The sequence below is a fragment of the Pseudomonas sp. C32 genome (assembly GCF_030417915.1).
Lineage (GTDB): Bacteria > Pseudomonadota > Gammaproteobacteria > Pseudomonadales > Pseudomonadaceae > Aquipseudomonas.
The window spans coordinates 43,692-63,644 of the sequence record NZ_JAUHUK010000006.1; the positions used below are offsets into that span (position 1 = coordinate 43,692).

Annotated in this window: 15 protein-coding genes; 7 read left to right on the plus strand and 8 right to left on the minus strand. The window is 60.0% G+C overall.

The genetic code is table 11. The features are described from left to right. Positions 1-97 precede the first annotated feature (97 nt). A complete protein-coding gene (locus QYH43_RS08810) occupies positions 98-1,447 on the plus strand; it encodes a DUF1254 domain-containing protein (RefSeq protein ID WP_301156896.1) in 1,350 nt (449 codons plus the stop codon). Then, on the plus strand, positions 1,444-2,823 hold the full coding sequence (locus QYH43_RS08815; protein WP_095056883.1) for a DUF1254 domain-containing protein: 1,380 nt from the start codon (positions 1,444-1,446) through the stop codon (positions 2,821-2,823). Before QYH43_RS08810 ends, QYH43_RS08815 begins: the two co-directional genes overlap by 4 nt. A 237-nt stretch (positions 2,824-3,060) precedes the next feature. Here the strand turns inward: QYH43_RS08815 and QYH43_RS08820 are convergent, their stop codons facing one another. Continuing rightward, positions 3,061-5,034, minus strand: a complete 1,974-nt coding sequence (locus QYH43_RS08820; protein ID WP_301156897.1) for an alkyl sulfatase dimerization domain-containing protein — start codon at positions 5,032-5,034, stop codon at positions 3,061-3,063. Positions 5,035-5,172: 138 nt separating this feature from the next. Here QYH43_RS08820 and QYH43_RS08825 point away from each other — a divergent pair, with 138 nt between their 5' ends. The 4 genes from QYH43_RS08825 (at position 5,173) to QYH43_RS08840 (ending at position 10,214) form a co-directional block, all read left to right on the plus strand. After that, positions 5,173-5,841, plus strand: a complete 669-nt coding sequence (locus QYH43_RS08825; protein ID WP_301156898.1) for an ABC transporter ATP-binding protein — start codon at positions 5,173-5,175, stop codon at positions 5,839-5,841. Position 5,842: 1 nt separating this feature from the next. Then, positions 5,843-8,314, plus strand: coding sequence for an ABC transporter permease (locus QYH43_RS08830; protein ID WP_095056881.1), 2,472 nt, complete (start codon positions 5,843-5,845; stop codon positions 8,312-8,314). After that, complete coding sequence (locus tag QYH43_RS08835) at positions 8,304-9,377, plus strand: lipocalin-like domain-containing protein (RefSeq protein WP_301156899.1); 1,074 nt, start codon at positions 8,304-8,306, stop codon at positions 9,375-9,377. Before QYH43_RS08830 ends, QYH43_RS08835 begins: the two co-directional genes overlap by 11 nt. 258 nt (positions 9,378-9,635) lie before the next feature. Beyond that, entirely contained in the window at positions 9,636-10,214 is a 579-nt protein-coding gene (locus QYH43_RS08840; protein ID WP_095056941.1) for a hypothetical protein, read from the plus strand. A 470-nt stretch (positions 10,215-10,684) separates the two neighbouring features. Here the strand turns inward: QYH43_RS08840 and QYH43_RS08845 are convergent, their stop codons facing one another. The 4 genes from QYH43_RS08845 to QYH43_RS08860 all read right to left on the minus strand — a co-directional run bounded on the left by QYH43_RS08845 (position 10,685) and on the right by QYH43_RS08860 (position 15,459). Continuing rightward, the gene (locus QYH43_RS08845) at positions 10,685-11,203 is read right to left on the minus strand and encodes an Hcp family type VI secretion system effector (RefSeq protein ID WP_095056879.1); all 519 of its coding nucleotides are present in this window, start codon (positions 11,201-11,203) and stop codon (positions 10,685-10,687) included. 332 nt (positions 11,204-11,535) lie between these two features. Continuing rightward, positions 11,536-12,915 carry a VOC family protein gene (locus tag QYH43_RS08850; RefSeq protein WP_095056878.1) on the minus strand — a complete coding sequence of 460 codons (1,380 nt, stop codon included), beginning with the start codon at positions 12,913-12,915 and terminating at the stop codon, positions 11,536-11,538. A 111-nt stretch (positions 12,916-13,026) separates the two neighbouring features. Next, positions 13,027-13,983, minus strand: a complete 957-nt coding sequence (locus tag QYH43_RS08855; RefSeq protein WP_095056877.1) for an alpha/beta fold hydrolase — start codon at positions 13,981-13,983, stop codon at positions 13,027-13,029. A gap of 21 nt (positions 13,984-14,004) precedes the next feature. Beyond that, a complete protein-coding gene (locus QYH43_RS08860; RefSeq protein WP_095056876.1) occupies positions 14,005-15,459 on the minus strand; it encodes an NAD(P)/FAD-dependent oxidoreductase in 1,455 nt (484 codons plus the stop codon). Positions 15,460-15,660: 201 nt separating this feature from the next. Here QYH43_RS08860 and QYH43_RS08865 point away from each other — a divergent pair, with 201 nt between their 5' ends. Beyond that, positions 15,661-16,734 carry a diguanylate cyclase gene (locus QYH43_RS08865; RefSeq protein WP_095056875.1) on the plus strand — a complete coding sequence of 358 codons (1,074 nt, stop codon included), beginning with the start codon at positions 15,661-15,663 and terminating at the stop codon, positions 16,732-16,734. Positions 16,735-16,761: 27 nt separating this feature from the next. On the opposite strand, the gene QYH43_RS08870 is transcribed toward QYH43_RS08865, so the two are convergent. The 3 genes from QYH43_RS08870 to QYH43_RS08880 form a co-directional block, all read right to left on the minus strand. Continuing rightward, positions 16,762-17,631 carry an oxaloacetate decarboxylase gene (locus tag QYH43_RS08870; RefSeq protein ID WP_095056874.1) on the minus strand — a complete coding sequence of 290 codons (870 nt, stop codon included), beginning with the start codon at positions 17,629-17,631 and terminating at the stop codon, positions 16,762-16,764. 134 nt (positions 17,632-17,765) lie between these two features. Next, the gene (gene astA / locus QYH43_RS08875) at positions 17,766-18,800 is read right to left on the minus strand and encodes an arginine N-succinyltransferase (RefSeq protein ID WP_095056873.1); all 1,035 of its coding nucleotides are present in this window, start codon (positions 18,798-18,800) and stop codon (positions 17,766-17,768) included. Between the two features lie 49 nt (positions 18,801-18,849). Next, positions 18,850-19,866 (minus strand): arginine N-succinyltransferase, encoded by a 1,017-nt coding sequence (locus QYH43_RS08880; protein ID WP_095056872.1) that lies wholly within the window; start codon positions 19,864-19,866, stop codon positions 18,850-18,852. Positions 19,867-19,953: the final 87 nt, after the last annotated feature.

The following is a 19,953-nucleotide window of genomic DNA, read 5'->3' on the forward strand; positions in this document are numbered from 1 at the left end:
TTTGCCGGCGATGACGTCCGTAAGATCGCCATCGCCGGCAAGCCGGGCTCCTACAGGGAAGGGTGTGTGCTGATGTTTATGAGGAAGGAGATCAACCATGCGCCACTGGATATCCGCTCTGGCCCTGGGCGCAAGCCTGGGCACCGTTCACGCAGAAACCCTCGACCAACCCCAGGCGAAAGCGCTGGCCCAAGAGGCCTACGTGTTCGCCTACGCCACCGTCGAGCACGACAAAGTGCTCACCGCCATCGCCGCCAAACTGCCGTTCAACCGACTCTACGGCGAACCGCGCTTGCTTGGCCCGCAAGACAACAAAGTCGTCTCGCCAAACAACGACACCTTCTATTCCCGGGCCTTGCTCGACCTGCGCAGCGAACCGATGGTGCTGGACGTGCCGGCCGTGCAAGGCCGTTACTACAGCTTTCAACTGGTCGACTTGCGCACCGACAACCTTGATTACATTGGCACCCGCGCCACCGGCAATCAGGCCGGGCGTTTCCTGATCGCCGGACCGGACTGGCAGGGTGAGGTGCCGTCGGGTTTCAGCGGCGTGATTCGCTCGCCGAGTCGTCTGGTGTTTCTGCTGGGGCGCACCGAGGTCAAGGGTGAAGCCGACCAGAAGGACGCCGCCAAGGTCTTGAGCAGTTATGCGTTGCAGCCCCTGTCCACAGTGAGCGGTCGCGCGGCGCCTGAACCGTTGGCACCGCTGCAACTGCCCGCTTATCAGGACACCAAGCACGGTCCCACCCAGACGCTGTTCGATACCTTCAACGCATTGGCACCGTTGCACCAATGGACTGCCAGTGAACAGAAGAAGCTCGACCGTTTCGCCGCCATCGGCGTGAAGCCTGGCGTCGCATTTCAACCGCCTGCGGACTTGAGCGATGCCATTGCCCAAGGCGCCGAAGCGGGACGCGAGCAAGTGCGTCAAGCGTCCAGCCGGATGTCGGTGGAACAGCAGGGCTGGCTGCGTTCGCCGACCAATGTCGGCAAGTTCGGTGACGACGACCTGACCCGCGCCGCGGTTGCCTGGCGCTACATCTACGCCAACGATCCGGTGGAAGCGCTGTACCCGATGGCGCTGCGTGACGCCCAAGGTCAACTGCTCGATGGACAGCATGCGTACCGCCTGCATTTCCCGGCCGGGCAGTTACCGCCGGTGAACGCGTTCTGGTCGCTGACCCTGTACGACGGCAAGACCCAATTGCTCGCGGCCAACCCGATCCAGCGTTACGCCCTGGGGGATCGCAGCCCGGGCTTGCAGTACGACGCCGACGGCGGCCTGACCCTGATCCTGCAATCCGACGCGCCGGAAAATGCGCCGCAGGGCAACTGGCTGCCAACGCCTCAAGGCCCATTCAACCTGTTATTGCGCCTGTACTTGCCGAAAGACGGGGCGCTGGACGGCCGTTATCGCTTGCCGACCATTGCGAGGGTCGAACCATGAATTCAATCGTCAGTCGCCGCCAGGTATTGGGCGGCATGGGCGTAATGGGCGGTAGCCTGATGTTGCCGCGCTGGTTGCTGGCGGCCGGTTCCGATGACCTGCGGGCGATCGCGCAGGAGGCGTGGATCTACGCCTACCCGATGCTCATGCACTACCAGACTATGGAAAAACAGGCGCTCAACCCGGTCGCGCCGGAGTACGTCGGCGGCTTCAATCGCTTTCGTCACTACAGCGAGTTGTTCACCCCGAGCAACCGCGACATCGTCACGCCGAATAATGACACGCCGTATTCCTGGGCCTGGCTTGACCTGCGCAGCGAGCCGCAAGTGTTGAGCGTGCCGGCGGTCGATGCGGACCGTTACTACGTGCATCAACTGGTCGACCAATACACCCACAACTTCGCCTATGTCGGCGCGCTCAGCACCGGTCGCGAAGCGGGGGATTACCTGGTCGCCGGGCCGCAATGGCAAGGCCAAACGCCGCCCGGTATCAAGGCCGTGCTGCGCAGCGAAACCGAGATCGTCATGGTTCTGGGGCGTACCGGTCTGAAAAATACCGAGGATCTGCCCTCTGTGCGCGCGTTGCAGCAGCAGTACCAATTGCGTTCTTTGCATGAGTACACCGGCAGTGCGCCACCGGTTGCCGCCCCTGCGATTGCCTGGCAACCGTGGGACAGCAAGACCGGGTTGGGGCCGGGATTTATTGCGGCGCTGAATCAGATTCTCAGCCTGTGCCCGGTGCATCCATCGGAGCAGGCCTTGCGCGCACGTTTCGCCCGGATCGGCATCGTGCCGGGCCAAGCGTTCGATGCGGCAGCATTGCCAGCGGATGTGCGTGAGGCACTGATCGCTGGCATTCAGGATGCGCAAGCGCAACTGCGAACGGCGGTCAGTCAGACGCGCAGCACCCTCGGCCTGTTTGGCACCCGCGAAGTGCTGCATGGCAATTACCTCAACCGCGCCGTCGCCGCGAATGTCGGCATCTACGGCAACAGTGTGGAGGAGGCGTTCTACGTCGGCAGTCGTCAGGACAATCAAGGACAGCCATTGCAGGGCGGGCGTCGTTATCGCCTGCGCTTTGCGCCGGGGCAATTGCCACCGGCCAGCGAATTCTGGTCGTTGACGCTGTACGACCTGCCGGACCGACAACTGGTGGCCAATCCGATTGACCGTTACTGCCTGAGCAGCCGCGATCACTTGCAGATGGACGCGGACGGTGGGTTGACGCTCGACCTGCAAAATTCGGCGCCGTCGTCGTCAAGCAACTGGCTGCCGACCCCGGAGAAGGGCGCGTTTACCGTGATTTTGCGGTTGTACGGGCCGAAGCAGGAAGTGATTGAACAGCGCTGGCGGATGCCGGTGGTTGAGCAAGCCTAAAGAAAAGATCGCAGCTACGGCGGATACCGTCTTGCACCTCACTGCGCAAATTGGCTTCTACATGGAATCATGCCGCCACGCGGGCGCTTCGTAGGAGCTGGCTTGCCAGCGAAGAGGGCCGTGTGCCCGGCGCAATGCTTGAGACCGCCTTCGCCGGCAAGCCGGCTACTACAAGGAATACTGCAGCTTGCGGCGGTCACCGTAGGAGTGCCGCAGGCTGCGATCTTTTGCTTTGATTTACGGAGTCACGATATTGAACTGCGGCGCAAAGGTATCGAGGCTGCCCATCAATTCGCCGAGCTTCTTGCCATTGCCCTGCAATTTGATCAGGCCTTTCTGGATCGCCGTCGGGATATCCAGTTGCTTGAGACTGATCTGTTCCAGGGTTGCCTTGCTCATGGTGACACCGGCATCCGCTTGGGGATTGAGCCCGGTGCGGTGGGTCAGCACGCCATTGCGCAGGGTCAGGTTGAAGTCCTTGTTCTGATCCTCGAAGGTCCAGTTCAGGGTCAGGTCATGACCGACGGCTTTTTCACTGTCGAGGCGAATCGCCAGGAAGTCGAAAAACATCTCCGGGCTCATGGCCCGCACCATATCCACCGATACCGAGGTGCCGGTATTGGGCGGTACGCCGTTGCGCAGCTCCATGGCACCGGTCAGGTACATATTGCGCCAGGTGGCGTTCTCGCTTTGATAACCCATTTGCTCCAGCGTCTCGGCCTGGGCTTTGTGGGCATCGCCGTTTTCAGGGTTGGCAAACAGCAATTGATTGCCCAGCTGCGCCGCCCAGCGGTATTCACCCTTGGCCATCGCCGCGCGTATTTTCTCCAGTACCGCCGCTTCACCGCCCATGGCCTCGACCGAACGTTTCGCCGTGTCGACCGGCGGCAGCGGATTGAGGTTGGCCGGGTTGCCGTCATAGAAACCCATGTAGCGCTGATACACCGCGCGGGTGTTGAAACTCAGCGAACCGTAGTAACCACGGGTGTACCACTTCTGGTCGAGGCTGCCGGGAAGCTTCTTGATCGTGTCGGCGATTTCCAGCGGCGTCAGGCCCTGGTTCAACAAGTGCAAGGTGCGGTCGTTGAGGAAGGCGTACATGTCGCGCTGATCGGCGAGGAACGTGCGGATGCGTTCACCGCCCCAGGTCGGCCAGTTGTGCTGGGCAAACAGCACGTCGGACTTATCGCCATAACGCGCCAGGCTGCCGTCCAGATATTGCGCCCAGGCCTTGGCGTCGCGCACTTGCGCACCGCGCGGGGTGAGGATGTTGTGCATCATTTGCGTGGCGTTTTCGGCCATGCACAAGGCGCGCAGCAGCGGCAGGTACAGGTTCATCTCCGCTGGAGCTTCGGTGCCTGGCGTCAGTTGGAATTCCACCTCCAGGCCGGCGATGGTGCGGCTCTCAAGTTCTTTTTCGATCAGGTCGGTGGGCGGAATCAGCGTGACGGTGCCGCCGCTCGGCGAGCTCTTGCCCAGGCCGGCGTCGACCTGGCCCTTTTCTCCACGGGGCAGCAGGCTGCCGAACTGGAACTGCGCCCGACGGCTCATGGCGTTACCGGCGAACACGTTCTCGCTCATCACGTGTTCCATGAACCCGGCGGGGGCGTAGACCTTGACCTTGCCGGCCTTGACGTCCGCCTCGTCGATCACCCCGCGTACACCGCCGAAATGGTCGACGTGGGTGTGGCTGTAGATCACCGCTACCACCGGTTTGCGTGGACGGTTCTGGTAGTACAGATCCAGCGCAGCCTTGGCGGTTTCGGCCATGGTCAGCGGGTCGATGATGATCAGGCCGTCGTCACCTTCGATGATGGTCATGTTTGCCAGATCGAGGCCGCGCACCTGATACAGGCGCGGGCTGACTTCGAACAGACCGGCATGTGCGCTGAGCTGTGCCAGACGCCACAGGCTGGGGTTGACCGAGTCCGGTGCCTGATCCTTGGCGAGGAAGTCATAGGCCTGGATATCCCAGATGACTTTGCCTTCGGCCGTCTTGACCTGGCCTTTGAACGGCGCGATCAAGCCCTTGCTGACTGACTCGAAATCGGTGCGATCAGTGAAGGGCAGTTGTTGCAGCACCGCGGCGTTGTTGGCAGCAGTGAGGGCGCTGGCCGCGACCGGCGCATCGGCGGCGACCACCGATTGCGCGAGGCACACAGTGATCAGGCAGGCCAACAGGCCACGAGGGCTCAAAGTGAAACGAGGCATGGCGTCTCCGATTGTTATCGTTATGGTTAGACCAGCCTCGAGGGTAGGGCGGTGCTCGGGCAGGCCGATCATCAGTATCGGACAAAAATCATTCAGGGCCGCTATCCTTGGCCCACGCGTATCGAACGGGTTTTGCCCATGCTCGAAGTCCACGGCGTTTTCAAAAGCTACGCCACACCGCAAGGACCGTTGCCGGTGCTGCAAGGTGTCGACCTGACGCTCAAGCCTGGCAGCAGCCTGGCGCTGATGGGCGAATCCGGCAGTGGCAAGAGCACGCTGTTGCACCTGATTGCCGGGCTGGACAAGGTCGATCGCGGCAGCATCCGCAGCGGCGAACATCAGCTGGAACGGATGACAGAAGGGCAACTGGCCCACTGGCGACGCACCGAGATCGGGCTGGTGTTCCAGCAATTCAACCTGATCGGCAGTTTGCGCGTAGTGGACAACCTGGCCTTTCAGGCGCGGCTTGCCGGTCGCCATGACCCGCGCTGGCAGGCGCATCTGGTGCAGCGCCTGGGATTGGGTGATTTGCTTGAGCGCTATCCCGAACAACTCTCCGGTGGCCAGCAGCAGCGGGTTGCGCTGGGTCGGGCATTGGCTTCGAAACCCCAACTGCTGCTGGCCGACGAGCCCACCGGCAGCCTCGACGAAACCACTAGTGGTGAGGTCTTGAAGTTGCTGCTCGAACTGCTCGATGACAGCCCGACAACACTGTTGATGGTCACCCACAGCCCCAGCGTTGCCGCACGCATGGCGGAAAAAGTGGTGCTGCACGGTGGTCGCCTGGCCGGTGTGGACGCGCACTGATATGCGCATTTTTGCTGAAACACTGCGGGCGCTGCTCAGTCATTGGCGACAGCATCCGGTGCAGTTTTTCAGTGTGTTGACCGGGTTGTGGCTGGCCACCAGCCTGCTGACCGGTGTGCAGGCGCTCAACAGTCAGGCGCGGGACAGCTACGCCCGGGCCAGTCAATTGATCGGCGGCGAACCCCAGGCCAGTCTCGGCGCGCCGGGTGGCGGAACGTTCTCGCAGCAGCTGTTTATCGAACTGCGCCGTGCGGGGTGGCCGGTGTCGCCGGTGCTGCAAGGTCGCGTGACGCTCAAAGGCCACGAAGACCAGCGCTTGCAATTGATGGGCATCGAACCCGTGTCGCTGCCGATGGGGACTGCGGTGGCCGGGCAGGCATTGGCGATTGAGCAGGTGGTCGATTTTTTCAGCCCGCCAGGCAAGACCTGGATTTCGCCGCAGACCTTGCAGGCCTTGGGCTTGCACGAGGCTGATCGTCCACTGGCGGTCAACGGTCAGGCGCTGCCGCCACTGCACGTGCAAACCGACATGGCCCCTGGTCTGTTGCTGGTGGACATTGGATTCGCCCAGCAGATTCTGGGGTTGCCGGATCAGTTGTCGCGCCTGCTGCTGCCGAAGGATTTCACCGCGCCGTTGCCCGATCAACTCAAGGGACAACTCCAGCTCAAGACCCGCGGCGAAGAAAACAACCTGGCGCGCCTGACCGAGAGTTTTCATTTGAACCTTGATGCTCTGGGCGTTCTGTCGTTCGTGGTCGGGCTGTTTATCGTGCACGCCGCCATCGGCCTGGCACTGGAGCAGCGACGCGGTTTGCTGCGAACCCTGCGCGCCTGTGGGGTCAGTGCGCGGATGTTGTTGAGCTGTCTCGCCGTGGAACTGGGCGCGCTGGCCTTCCTCGGCGGTGTGGCCGGTGTCGCCAGCGGCTACCTGTTGGCGAGCGTGTTGCTGCCGGATGTCGCCGCCAGCCTGCGCGGGTTGTACGGCGCCGAAGTAGCGGGGCAGTTGAGCCTGAGCCCGTTGTGGTGGTTCAGCGGCATCGGCTTGAGCCTGTTCGGTGCCATGCTCGCCGGGGCCAACAGCCTGCTGCGGGCGGCGCGTTTGCCCTTGCTGGCGCTGGCCGACCCGCAAGCCTGGCATCAGGCCCACGCACGCTGGTTGCGACGCCAGGGTTGGGTGGCAGCGTTGACGGGCGTGATCGCACTGCTGGCGTTGATTTTCGGCGACAGCCTGGTCAGCGGTTTCGTGCTGATGGCCGCGCTGTTGATCGGCGCAGCGCTGGCGTTGCCGGTGGCGCTCAGTACGTCGCTGAACCTCGCGTTGCGACGCAGTCACTCAGTGCTCGGCCAATGGTTTCTCGCCGATTGCCGCCAGCAACTGCCAGCCCTGAGCCTGGCGTTGATGGCGCTGTTGCTGGCCCTGGCGGCGAACATCGGCGCCGGCAGCATGACCGCCGGATTCCGCCAGACGTTCAGCGACTGGCTCGAACATCGCCTGACCGCCGAGCTCTACCTCAATCCACAAAGCCCGGCGCAGGCGCGGGAGCTGCACACCTGGCTCGATCAGCAGCCGCAACTGGCGGCCGTGCTGCCCAACTGGCAGGTATCGATTCAGCTGCAAGGCTGGCCGACCGAGGTGTTTGGCATCATTGATCACCCGACCTATCGCGAGCACTGGCCGTTGCTGGAAGCGTCGGGCGAGCGAGCGTGGGAACAGTTGGCCAAGGAAGACGCGGTGATGCTCAGTGAACAATTGGCCCGGCGGCTGAACGTAAAACTGGGCGATCACCTGACCTTGCCAACACCCAATGGCCCGTGGTCGCCGAAGATCGTCGGGATCTATGCCGACTATGGCAATCCCAAGGGCCATGTCCTGGTCAATATCGATCACCTGCTGCGCGGCTGGCCACAGCTCACGCCGAACCGCTTCAACCTGCGCATCGACCCGGCATCGATCCCCGGGTTTGTCACAACGCTTCAAGCGCGTTTCACCCTGGATGACAGCCGGATTGTCGATCAGGCGCGGCTCAAGGGCTGGTCCACGCAGGTCTTCGAACGCACCTTTGCCGCCACCGCCGCGCTCAACAGCCTGACGTTGTGCGTGGCCGGCGTGGCGCTGTTCATCAGCCTGCTGACCCAGAGCAAAAGCCGCCTCGGGCAACTGGCACCCCTGTGGGCGCTGGGCGTGACGCGTCGGCAACTGATGCTGCTCAACCTCGGGCAAACCTGGTTGCTGGCGTTACTGACCTTGGTGCTGGCGTTGCCACTGGGCATCGCGTTGGCGTGGTGCCTGGACACGGTCATCAACGTGCAGGCCTTTGGCTGGAAACTGCCGCTGCGGGTGTTCCCGCTGCAATTGTTGCAACTGATGGGTTTGGCAATGCTGGCGACGTTATTGGCTTCGGCGTGGCCGCTGTACAGTTTGTATCGCACGCAACCTGCGGACCTGTTGAGGACGTTTGCCCATGAGGATTAAGGTCGGCGTGTTGATGCTGGCGCTGCTGTCGAGTGGTTGCGATCAACCCGCACCGGATGAGAAAGGCTTCGCCGGGCTGGGCAACCAGGCAGCGACGTTCACACCGGTCGTGCCCGGCCGTGCGTTCAGTTTTCCGGCGGATCACGGTCCCCACGACGGCTTTCGCATCGAGTGGTGGTACGTCACCGCCAATCTCAAGGACGCTCAGGGCAACGAATTCGGCGCGCAATGGACCTTGTTTCGCAGCGCCCTGACGGCCGCGCCCGAGCAGGCGGGCTGGGGCAATCAAGCGATTTGGCTGGGTCACGCAGCCGTGACGTCGGCGACGCTGCATCATGCGGCCGAACGCTATGCCCGTGGCGGCGTGGGTCAGGCGGGGGTCAGCCTTGGGCCGTTCAAGGCATGGATCGACGATTGGCAGTTCAGCAGTCAGGCCACGGCGGACAACCCACTGGCACAGATGCACCTGAGCGCACGCGACAAGACGTTCAGCTATCAATTGCAGTTGACGTCGACGCGTCCGCTGGTGCTTCAGGGTGAAAAGGGCTTCAGCCAGAAATCCGAACAGGGCCAGGCTTCGTATTACTACAGCCAGCCGTTTTTCCAGGCCAGCGGCACATTGGAAATCGACGGCAAAAGCGTTCAGGTCAGCGGCCCGGCCTGGCTCGATCGCGAATGGAGCAGCCAACCGCTGACCGCCAACCAGAGCGGCTGGGACTGGTTTTCCCTGCACCTGGACAGCGGCGAGCAAGTGATGCTTTACCGCATGCGGCAAAAGGACGGCGAGCCTTATCTCACCGGGACGTGGATCGACGCCGAGGGCCGGACACAGTTGCTGCACGCGAGTGACATCACCCTCATTCCACAGGACGCCACCAATGTCGCCGGGCGGACAATGCCGGTGCGCTGGGCAATCAAAGTCCCCGGTAAACACCTCGATATCGTGATCAACGCGCTCAATACCCAGGCGTGGATGGATTTGCGCATTCCTTACTGGGAAGGCCCGGTGCGCTTGAGCGGCAGTCATGCCGGGCGGGGTTATCTGGAAATGACCGGGTATTGAAATCAGCCGGAACTCCAAGTGACGGCCCCGCAACTCCGGCGAGCCACGGCCACCCGAAAAATCGAGCGAGGCACGATGTTTTTGCAGGCAGGCGAACTGATCTGGCTCAAGAAAAGCGCTATTAACACGCCGAGCGATGAAACCCTTGCACAAGAAACTGCCAACACTCGCTGTACAACGTCTATGCTGATCGCACACGCGGCGTTGAACCTAGTGGTACGCCGTCTGTTGCCATCTATCACAGGGAAAGCTCTGCCTATGAAACGCCATGCATTGACCAAAGCCATCGCCCTCGCCACTTTGCTGTCCGCCGCCAGTTTTAACGCCGTTGCCGAAGACGTTGCGCTGTCTGAGGTCGTAGTGTCTGATGTGGTCGCCACTAAAGTCGTTTCGGTTGATCCTGCCAACCATCATGTGGTGCTCAAGGGGCCGGACGGCAAAGAGTTTCCAGTAACGCTTACCGACAAAGCGAAAAACCTCGACAAGCTGAAGGCTGGCGATGAAGTCGACATCCGCGTCACTAGCGCCGTCGCCGCCTACCTCGATACTGATATCGACAAAGGCCTGCCAGGCAGCGTCGAACGCGCCGGTGAAGTTCGTGCCGCACCGGGCAGCGATACCCCGGGTGGCGAAGCTTACCGCCAAGTGCAAGTCCAGCTGAAAATCACCCACATCGATTTGGCCAAGAACCAGGTGACGTTCGAAGGGCCGAAGGGCAATACCAAGACTGTCGATGTCAAGAAGCCGGAAGTTCAGGCAAAACTCAAAGACCTGAAAGTTGGCCAGTCGGTGATTGTGACGTACACCGATATCCTCACAGTAACCAGCAAGCACTAAAATCGAGTAGTAGCTCTATATGTGTGGGTTGTTCTTGTGCAAGTTTTGTACAAGAACAACCCGCTTGAATGAACGAACAAGTGAGTTTGGAAATTTCGCCCCATAGTATTTAATTCGACATGTAGTTAAATATCATGTGATAAATTTCATCTTCGCGATACGGACATATCCCGCTACTTCTACTAAAATACCCCTCGTTCGCTCAGTGCCATGGCTCTTTACCAGTGCATGGATTGCCGAGGCCTTTGCACTGGGCGGACTCTTTCTTCATAAGCTAAGCCCCTGATTCAAAATAAAAATGGCAACCGCATGGTTGCCATTTTTTTTGTCTGAATACATGCTCGGTATTTCTTTTTTTCATTGTTTTTGTCGATTAGCCGATTGGTGTCGGTCGGCAAGTTATTGTTTGCAGTTCTCAAAATCACATCGACCAGCAGGGCCGGTCGATGGTTTATGCGGTCCAGCCAGACCTAGCCTACAATCGGGGAGCGCCAGTCATCGGAACCTGAAGTGCCGGAGACTTCGTGAGTCCAGGTAATTTTGCGATAACTGAAATGCACGTCCTGTAAATGGGTGAAGTGCGAGTTTGATGGGTCTTGACAGTTGTGCATGTAGTCCTTGATATCAACGATGATCGCGTCTTCCAGAACAGTGGAGTAATAGTGTTCCTGAGTACCTTGAGCGGAGGTACGGAACCACTGGATTTCGACTTTGGTGATGAGTTCGCCGGAGGTCAGGGCCGCCAACAGTAGCGGCGAAGCCTTGTCGAACACCTTAGTGATCACAGCGGGTTTGTGAATACGTTGACCGGTTGGCTGGCCGGATTGTGCGTCACGCGGAATGATGACTTCGTGGCTGAAGGCCTGAACCATGACCTGGTCTTCGTGGCCTTCCTGATAAGTGTTGCCGACAGAGTCGGCTGTGAACGCGCCGGCAGTGATCAAGCCTTGTTTTTCGCCGGTGACGGACATGTACGCGGGTGTTGCCATGAATGCGCTCCTTGCTGAACGGTGAGAGACCCACGGGAAAAACGGCTCCTGCGGGCCAATGACCTAAACAAGGTCTGTGCCATGGCTAATAAATATCTATAAAAACAGTTGGTTATGTGAATTTTGTGCGACCGGATCACCTGATTTTTCCAGAAAAGCGCGCAAAAACCTGCGCTACGCTGCGCAATGTTTTACGAGCTCGCCCGGAGGGCCTGACAGGTTCGGCTTCAAGCCTTTTTTAACGCGGATATGGTGCTGTGATACGCCATTTCTTGCGCATTACGGCACCAGGCCATTATCGGGCGAAGCGGAACCGTTGGATGGCTTACCGCCTACTTCTCCAGCATTGCCAAACACTGCTCGATCGACCGCTGCTGACATTCGGCATACAACGTCAGTTCATCAATGGTCGATCGTCCCAAGGCCTTCTCAAAGGCGTGCTGATTGGGATGCTCGCCGTAATGGGCTTGTGCCGCGTCCCCAAGGTTCGACTGAAAAATCCCCGCTGCACTGACCGGCAGAAAATCTTCGTACACCAGCGGTTCAATCCGCAGATAGCCGCTGCTGAGCAACGCTTCCAGAGTCGAGGCTTTCAGTGCATCCGGGGCCAGGGTTTTTCCTGTCGTGAAGTAGCGAAAGTACGCCAGATCCTGCTGGCGGATGCCTTCCCAGGTGTCAGGAAACTCGCTGAAATGCTGCGTCATGAGGGCGTTGTAGCGTGCGGCGTTGGCTTCGTTGGGGAAGTCCTTCAATTCGTCCCTCGCGGCATTCAGCAAGCGATCGTAAAGCGCCCGGCCCTTGGGTGTGAGGGCCGCGCCACGCTGTTCGATCTCGCCAAAGCGGGCGCTGTGGCTGCCACGCGTCTCGTGCTGGTCGGTGAAGGCAATCGGCTCATCCAGAGCCTTGAAGCTGGTTTGGCGCAGCAGGATCGGACACTGCCGGCGGGGCGGACCTTCGATCACCGCTTTGGGGGTAATGCCATGGGCCGGCATTTGCGCCTGCACGATGTCGATATCAAGGGTGCGAGGCGTCAAGTGATTAATGTGCGGGCCCTTGAATGCCACGACGTCGGCAATCAGACGATGCTGGGCACTGAGTTGTTGATATTGCTCGGCGGTCACCGTGGCGCTGTGGTGCCAGCGGAAGGTTTCCAGTGCCTGCTCAACGAACTCATCCGCCTCCTGTTCGGTCAGGCCCCCTTGGGTTTCGGCGCGATCAATGAGGTTGAGGGCTGCAGGGGTGAAAATCGAGCGCTGATCGAGCACCGACTGGGCGAACGCCCGCAGTTCAAGGTCTTCAATCAGTTCCAGACGCAGCAGCGAGGTGAACACCCGGAACGGGCTGACCTGCAACGCTGCTTCGTGCACCGCGCGAAACGCCGTGGAATGCACGGGCACCCCGGCCGGTGTCAGGTCGTAGTAACCCACCGGTTGCATGCCCATCACCGCAAACAGTCGGGCGAGTGTGGCCAGTTCCTCGGCGGTGCCGACGCGGATCGCACCGTGGCGCTCCAGGTCCAGGCGTTCGATTTCACCGGTGCTGTTCAGGTGTTTCGCAACCTGTGGATCGCTGTCCAGCACGTGACGGTTGGTTTGCTCCACCAGTGCCATCAACGCGCCGTACAACGGCACTTCCTCGCGATACATGTCAGACATCGCTTTGGAAAATCGTTGGCGGATCAGGTCTGGGCTGACGAAACTCGGGTGGCTCATGAACAGGATTCCTGGCGCGGTGACGTGAAGGATGGGAGAAAAGATCGCAGCCTTCCACGACGCCGACAAACGAAGATTCTGACGAACTTCATTCTTCAAAGGACTGCATCTTTAGTGCAGCCGTTGATCCTGAGGGCTTTCCGAGCGCAGTGATGCCAAAAAGTCCCGATACAGACGCGCTGAACCGGCAGGCACTTCGACCATGGGCATGTGGCCGACGCCGTCCCAGATTTCCACGCGCAGATCGGCGATGCCCTTGCTCCAGATGGCCACGCTGCTGACGTCGATCAACCGGTCCTTGCGGCCCCAAAGCAACAGCGCGGGGGCGGTGATGTCGGGGAGGTGGGGTTCCATCGGCGGGCTGGCACGAAAATCCCGGAAGATTTCTTCGAGATCATCCCTGGACTGTTCGTAGCGCTGGGCAACAGCATCCAGCACCAGTTTCGGCACCCATGGCGGCGACGCCATGGTCATGGCGTAGAAGCGCTGGAACTCTTCGCGCGAGTTGATCAGGAACGGGTTGTGGCCTTTGGCCAAATGACGCTCAAGATCGCTGGGTTCGGGCGAAGTGACACCGGCAGGGTCGATCAGCGCCACCGAGACAATCCGATCCGGATAGTGGGCCGCCAGCCACGCAGCCATGTAGCCGCCCATCGAATTGCCGATCACATGAACTTTCTCAACACCGCAAACATCCAGCAACTGGATCATCCGCTTGGCCTGCAGCGGGATGTCATAGCCGCCACCGGCCTTGAAGCCGGTTTCGCCATGGCCGGCGATGTCCGGGATGATCACCCGATGGGTGCCGACAAAGTGCCGGGCAAAACGCAGCCAGAGGTTCTTGTCGGCACTGAAACCGTGGAGCATCAAGACACTGCTGGTCGCCTCGTAAGGCCCGCCTTGCCAGGTCGAAACGGTCATTTCGGGTATTGGCACGACGATTTTGTGCAACCGGTACAGCTTGGCTTCGACCGCCATGTTCAAGTCATAGACCCAGTAGCCGATGGCCGGGTAGGTCAACCAGCTCCAGGCCAGGAAAACCGCAATAACGACGACCAATAAAAGCATTTCGCGTCTCCCTACTGCTGATCAGGACAAAATGTGATCGGCGGGTTTCAGTACCCGGGTCAAGCGATGAAAGCTGAAGCTGAACCCTGGAAACATGGCGATCACATGACCGCTCTTGCTTTGATACCAACTGTGGCAACCTCCTGACTTCCACACCGTGCGTTCCATTTCACGGTGGATCATTTCAGTGTAGGTACGTTCTGCTTCGGGTCGAACTTCGATGCTGCTTAAACCTTGTGCGTTCAAGGTACGAATGCAATCGAGGATGTAATTCATCTGGGATTCGATGATGAACAGCGCCGATGTATGGCCGATTCCGGTGTTGGGGCCGGTAACGATGAACAGGTTGGGAAAGTCCGGCAGGGCGGTGCCGAGGTAGGCCCGAGGGTATTGCGCCCACACATCCTTGAGTCGGTTGCCGTTTTTTCCCGTTACCGGGTAGGAAATCACCCCGTCAGTAGCATCATAGCCGGTGGACCAGACGATCAAATCCACGTCGATGTGCTGGCCATCCCGGGTGACGATGCCGGTCTCATCGAGGGAGGCGATGCCTTGTTCCTGGTTGTGCAGCGTGACGTTTGACCGGCCCAGCGCCGGGTACAGCGTGCTGGACAGGATCACCCGTTTGCAGCCGATGGTGTAGTCCGGTGTCAGCTTGCGCCGTAGCTCGGCGTCCGGCACCTGGCGCTTGAGGAAGCGTAGCGCTTGATGCTGGACCATGCGCACGGCCGGTTTCGAATACTTGAAGGCAATGACCCGCGTTTCGAATTGCCAGTAGATCATCCAGCGCAGCAGTGTGTAGGCCGGTTTGAGCCCGAGCAGCCAGCGCTGGAAACGACCGAAGGTGCGGTCGGCTCTGGGCAGTACCCAATGCGGTGTGCGCTGGAACACGTGCAAGTGCTCGACGTCCGGGGCAATGGCCGGAATCACTTGGGCAGCGCTGGCGCCGCTGCCGATGATCGCCACGCGCTTGTGGCGATAGTCGTAGGCATGGTCCCAACGGTTGGTGTGAAATGTCTTGCCCTGAAAACGCTCCCGGCCCTCGAAGTGCGGAATGACCGGTTGGCTCAGCGGGCCTGTGGCATTGATCAGGAATCGCGCGCAAAACATGCCTTTGCCCGCAGTGCGCACAGTCCAGTGCTTATTGGCGTCGTCCCATTCGATGCCTTCGACGTTGGCGCCCAGTTCCACCTTGTCCCGCAGGCCGAAGTGTTCCACTACATGATGTGTGTAGCGGTGCAGCTCTGCCTGCCCGGCGAACATTTGCGTCCAGAGAAAAGGCGCAAAGGACAGCGAATACAGGGGGGAGGGGACGTCGACGGCTGCACCGGGGTAGGTGTTCTGGCACCAGGTGCCGCCGAAGAAATCCCGCCGTTCCAGCAGGCGAAAATCATCGATGCCGGCCTTGAGCAAATTGATCGCGGCGCACTGCCCGCCAAATCCGCTGCCGATGATCAACACTTGAAAGGTCTGCATGCGCCTCCGCCTATCGTCATTGATCAACCCTTCCTTCATGTATAGCTGCTTCTGCGTGCATCGGCAGGCACCTGTGCCTGGCGAAATGCCCGGGTATTCAGCCCGTCTGATCGGTGATGGCTATTTAAATTCGCCCTGATAGACTCCAGCACACACGCAACCCCGGTTTTATCGGATTCCGTTCAGTGGCACAGAGGCCCTATGGAAAAAACGGGAGGAAAGGGACTTTCACTGGCCAGGAGGCTCTACACATCGCGAATCCTGGGGATTGCCCTCGGTTTGGTGTGCGTGAGCGCGGCGATGTATCCGCTCGACCCGGCACCGTGGGTCTGGGGATTGATGTTGTTCAATGGCCTGCTGTGGCCACATCTGGCTTACCAATGGGCGCGTCGGGCCAGGGTGCCGTATCACGCCGAATACCGAAACTTGCTGATCGATTCCTTTCTTGGCGGCTTCTGGATCGCTGCCATGCAGTTCAATCCGCTGCCCAGCGCCACCACCGTCTCCATGATGGCAATGAACAATGTCTCCATTGGCGGCCCGCGCTTTCTACTGGTGGGCACGGCTGCGCAGCTGCTGGGTATGGGCGTTGGGGTTCTGATTTTCTCCCCGGCCTTTATACCCGCCACCAGTGCGCTGCAGCTCTATGCCTGTTTACCCTTGTTGTGCCTGTACCCGCTGGCACTGGGCTGGATCTGCTTCCGGCAGGCGCACACCCTTGGCCGGCAAAAGCGTGAACTGCTGGCACTGAGCCGCACCGACAGCCTCACGGGGTTGCTCAATCACGGGACCTGGAAAGATCAACTGGAAGTCGAGTTCCAGCGCTGCAAACGCCAGCAGAAGGGCGGGGCGATTGCGCTGATCGACATCGACCATTTCAAAGCCATCAATGACACCTACGGCCACGTCGCCGGAGACATCGTGCTGCGCCAGCTGAGCAAAATGCTCAAGCAGAACCTGCGGGCAACCGATGTGGCCGGGCGTTATGGCGGTGATGAGTTCTGCGTGATCCTTCCGGATTTGCCGCTGAACCGAGCCGCGACGGTCATGGATGCACTGCGCGACCGATTCTCCACCCTGGGCTATGAGCAGAGTCCGGCGCTGGAAGTCAGCTTGAGCATTGGCCTGGCAGCGTTCAATTCCGACCATACTGACGCGACGCTATGGCTCAATGACGCCGACCAGGCGCTGTATGAGGCCAAGACAACCGGGCGCAATCGGGTTATCTGTTGCGATTGTGACTGGCCGCGACATGAAGTGACGGATTCGGTGTGAGCAAAAACCAGGCTCCAACGATCGCCATTACTCTTTGACTTGCATGAATTCCTCTGCCCAGCGGATGTATTCCTCAGGCTGCGTATAGGTATGGGTAAGCTCGGTCGCGCTCAGATCCGCCCCCTGAGTGAAGATCTGTCGTTGCTCACGCAGGCTGTCGTAAGTGGCCTTGATCGCGGCGAAGTAGGCGCCGTGGCCGTCGATGGTCACGCGTACACCCAGTTCTGCCAGGCGTTGATCGTCGCGTAGCAACGGATTGCCGTAGGTCACCAGCATCAGCGGGACGCTCAGGTGCTCGGCGATCTGCTCCAGGTGATCGAAATCCTTGACCCCGACCATGCAAATCCCGTCCGCCCCGGCAGCCTGATATTGCTGGGTGCGGCTGATGATTTCCTGGACCGGCAGAATGCCCGCGTGGGTTCGGGCGATGATTGCCATTTCCGAGTCGACCCTGGCTTCCAGCGCGGCGCGAATCTTGCCGACACCCTCGGCGACGGTGATCAGGTCAGTGGATTTGCGGCCGAACTGGGCGGGCAGCAAGGTATCTTCTATGGTCAGGGCGGCGATGCCGGCGCGTTCGAGTTCGACGATGGTGCGCATGACATTGAGTGCGTTGCCGTAACCGTGGTCGGCATCGGCAATCACCGGCAATTGAGCGACGCGGCCGATGCGGGTGGCCTGCTCAGCGAATTCGCTGAGGGTGATCAAGGCAAAGTCAGGAGCGCCCAGCACTTGTAACGAGGCGACCGAGCCGCCAAGGATGCCGACTTCGAACCCCAGGTCCGCCGCAATACGGGCCGACATCGGGTCGAAAACCGAGGCGGTGTGGTAGCAGGTTTTGGAAGCGAACAGCTGGCGAAAATTGCGGCGCAAATCTTGATGAGAAAGCCTGGACATATGAGTTCCACCAATGGAATGGAAGGGCTTGAGCAAAAGTGTCAACGCCGAAGGAACAAAAGGCTATCACGCGAACGGGTGGAGAATGATGACGAATTTGCAGGCCGGGACAGATTGAGACCGATGCCGGCTGGTTACGCCGCCACGGCCCGGGGCTGTTGCTTGAGCAGCTGTACCGCGCGCACCGAGTCCCCCGGTTGCAGTTGCAGGCGCTTGGCGGTCAGTCGGTCAACGATCAGCGTTCCGCCCGCCAATCGTGCCCGGGCGCTGGTGATGCGGCAGTTTTCCAGGCGCCGGTTGTGGATGAGCCACTCCGGTGCCTGATCGTCCGGAGTGCCGATGTCCAGTATCAGGTTTTGACTCTCGCGCACGGTGCGGATGCTCGAAATCGGGGCTTCGATGACGGGGCCGGCGTCGAAAATATCGATGTAGCCCTTATGGGCAAAACCCTCGGCGGCGAGGATTTTCAAAGCGTGTTCGGTATGGGGGTGGGCCTTGCCGATCACCGCCTGGGCTTGTTCGGTCAGCAGGCAGGTATAGAGCGGTTGGCGCGGCATCAGTTCGGCGATGAAGGATTTGTTGCCCAGTTCTGACAATTGCTCGGCGTGGCCGAAATCCATCTTGAAGAAGTGGCGGCCCACGCTGTCCCAGAACGGTGAACAGCCGTGTTCGTCAGCACTGCCCCGCAGTTCAGCGATCAGTTTGTCACCGAACAGGTGTGTAAATTCGGCCACAAACAGTAAGCGCCCCAGGGAAAGCAAACGACCGTTACTTCCACGGCGTTCATCGGGGTGCAGGTACAACGAATGGATTTCCGATTGCCCGGTCATTTCATTGCTCAGGAACAGGGTCGGAAGCTGGCGCTGGATGCCAAGGTCGGGCGACTCACTCACCGTGAGCCCGACCCGATAGTTGTACCAAGGTTCTCGCAGACCGATTCCACCCGTCAACGCGCTCACGCCCACGACTTGCTGATCGTCATCTTCGAGCACAAACAGGTAGTCGGCATCGGCACGATCGACCTGCTCGGCGAAAGCCCGCTGGGCCCAGCGGATCTTGTGGGCCAGGCGTTCTTCGTTGAACGGCAGGTTGCTGAGCCCTGTTTCCGCATGACCCACCAACGCCATCAGAGCGGGCAGGTCGGTGATCTGAACCGGGCGGACAATCATGCTGAAGTTCCTTTTTCATGCGTGCTCGGGTGTCGGGAACGGTCCGTAATCACAGCGGGATCAGCCTGATTTCGCTGCCTTCGGTGGCCTTCAGCGCTGAGCACATGGCCGCGTCCAGAATGACAGGCTGCCCGGCGGTGTAGTCGAGCTCGGCGACGATGGCACGGTAGTTTTTCAATGAATCATTACTGAACAGATAGTGACCCCGGGCATCAATGCAAGTACCCGGTCGGACAAGCCCGGAGGTGCTCTGGACGATTGAGCGGATCGTCAACGTGCGCGCGAACAGCGTTGGACCTGCGTCGAAAAGGTCAACGTAGCTGTTGGTCTCAAAGCCTTCTCGTTCGAGGATATCGAAGGCTTCCTGGCCATCGGGATGGATTTGACCGATGCAGTCCTGTGCCGCCTGGGGCAGCATGGGCACGTAGAGGGGGTAATGCGGCATCAGTTCGGCGAGAAAAGACCGGCTTTCCAGACCGCAAAGTCGTTCGGCCTCGACGTAGGGCAAATCGAAGAAGTGTTTGCCGATGGCATCCCAGAACGGCGAGTGCCCTTCATCGTTGCTGTAGCCGACAATTTCAGTGATCACTGCGGCGGCGAAACGTTGCGTGTGGGCGGCGATAAACAACAAGCGCGCACGCGACAGGAGCTCGGAATGTGGCGTGCGTTCCAGGCTCTTGTCGATGTGGAAACCGCGTAAGAGGGTGTGGCCACTCAGATCCTGGCACAACGACAGCGTCGGTACGCCATGCTCGATGTTCAATTCACGCGAGGCGCTGGTGAACGGCCGGTTGCGCAGGCTATAGAACGGTTCGTTGAACCCGGCGGTGGCGAGGATTTCCGAGCAGCCCAACAGGCGTTGCTGCGCAGGGTCTTCCAGGACGAAGAAATAATTTTCCTGGCCAGGGCTCTGGACGTTTTTTTCGAATGAGGCACAGGACTGCCGAATCTTCTCGTGCAATTGTTCGTAGTCGTCGGGCAGGGACGTTACACCCACGAGGCTTTCACGAGCCAGGCGCTGCAATTGGGGCAGGTCGGCTAACTCGACTGGACGCAAGACCAGCATGGAGACACTCCTTGTATCAATGGATTCGGCGCCGGGCCAAATCTGACTATCACTGTCGGTTTTTTACTCACGTCAAATCGGCGGTCA

What these genes read in the sequence shown, in the direction of transcription:
- QYH43_RS08810 (WP_301156896.1), top strand. Translation starts at nt 98, where the DNA reads ATGCGCCACTGGATATCCGCTCTGGCCCTGGGCGCAAGCCTGGGCACC.
- QYH43_RS08815 (WP_095056883.1), top strand. Translation starts at nt 1,444, where the DNA reads ATGAATTCAATCGTCAGTCGCCGCCAGGTATTGGGCGGCATGGGCGTA.
- QYH43_RS08820 (WP_301156897.1), bottom strand. Translation starts at nt 5,034, where the DNA reads ATGCCTCGTTTCACTTTGAGCCCTCGTGGCCTGTTGGCCTGCCTGATC.
- QYH43_RS08825 (WP_301156898.1), top strand. Translation starts at nt 5,173, where the DNA reads ATGCTCGAAGTCCACGGCGTTTTCAAAAGCTACGCCACACCGCAAGGA.
- QYH43_RS08830 (WP_095056881.1), top strand. Translation starts at nt 5,843, where the DNA reads ATGCGCATTTTTGCTGAAACACTGCGGGCGCTGCTCAGTCATTGGCGA.
- QYH43_RS08835 (WP_301156899.1), top strand. Translation starts at nt 8,304, where the DNA reads ATGAGGATTAAGGTCGGCGTGTTGATGCTGGCGCTGCTGTCGAGTGGT.
- QYH43_RS08840 (WP_095056941.1), top strand. Translation starts at nt 9,636, where the DNA reads ATGAAACGCCATGCATTGACCAAAGCCATCGCCCTCGCCACTTTGCTG.
- QYH43_RS08845 (WP_095056879.1), bottom strand. Translation starts at nt 11,203, where the DNA reads ATGGCAACACCCGCGTACATGTCCGTCACCGGCGAAAAACAAGGCTTG.
- QYH43_RS08850 (WP_095056878.1), bottom strand. Translation starts at nt 12,915, where the DNA reads ATGAGCCACCCGAGTTTCGTCAGCCCAGACCTGATCCGCCAACGATTT.
- QYH43_RS08855 (WP_095056877.1), bottom strand. Translation starts at nt 13,983, where the DNA reads ATGCTTTTATTGGTCGTCGTTATTGCGGTTTTCCTGGCCTGGAGCTGG.
- QYH43_RS08860 (WP_095056876.1), bottom strand. Translation starts at nt 15,459, where the DNA reads ATGCAGACCTTTCAAGTGTTGATCATCGGCAGCGGATTTGGCGGGCAG.
- QYH43_RS08865 (WP_095056875.1), top strand. Translation starts at nt 15,661, where the DNA reads ATGGAAAAAACGGGAGGAAAGGGACTTTCACTGGCCAGGAGGCTCTAC.
- QYH43_RS08870 (WP_095056874.1), bottom strand. Translation starts at nt 17,631, where the DNA reads ATGTCCAGGCTTTCTCATCAAGATTTGCGCCGCAATTTTCGCCAGCTG.
- astA (WP_095056873.1), bottom strand. Translation starts at nt 18,800, where the DNA reads ATGATTGTCCGCCCGGTTCAGATCACCGACCTGCCCGCTCTGATGGCG.
- QYH43_RS08880 (WP_095056872.1), bottom strand. Translation starts at nt 19,866, where the DNA reads ATGCTGGTCTTGCGTCCAGTCGAGTTAGCCGACCTGCCCCAATTGCAG.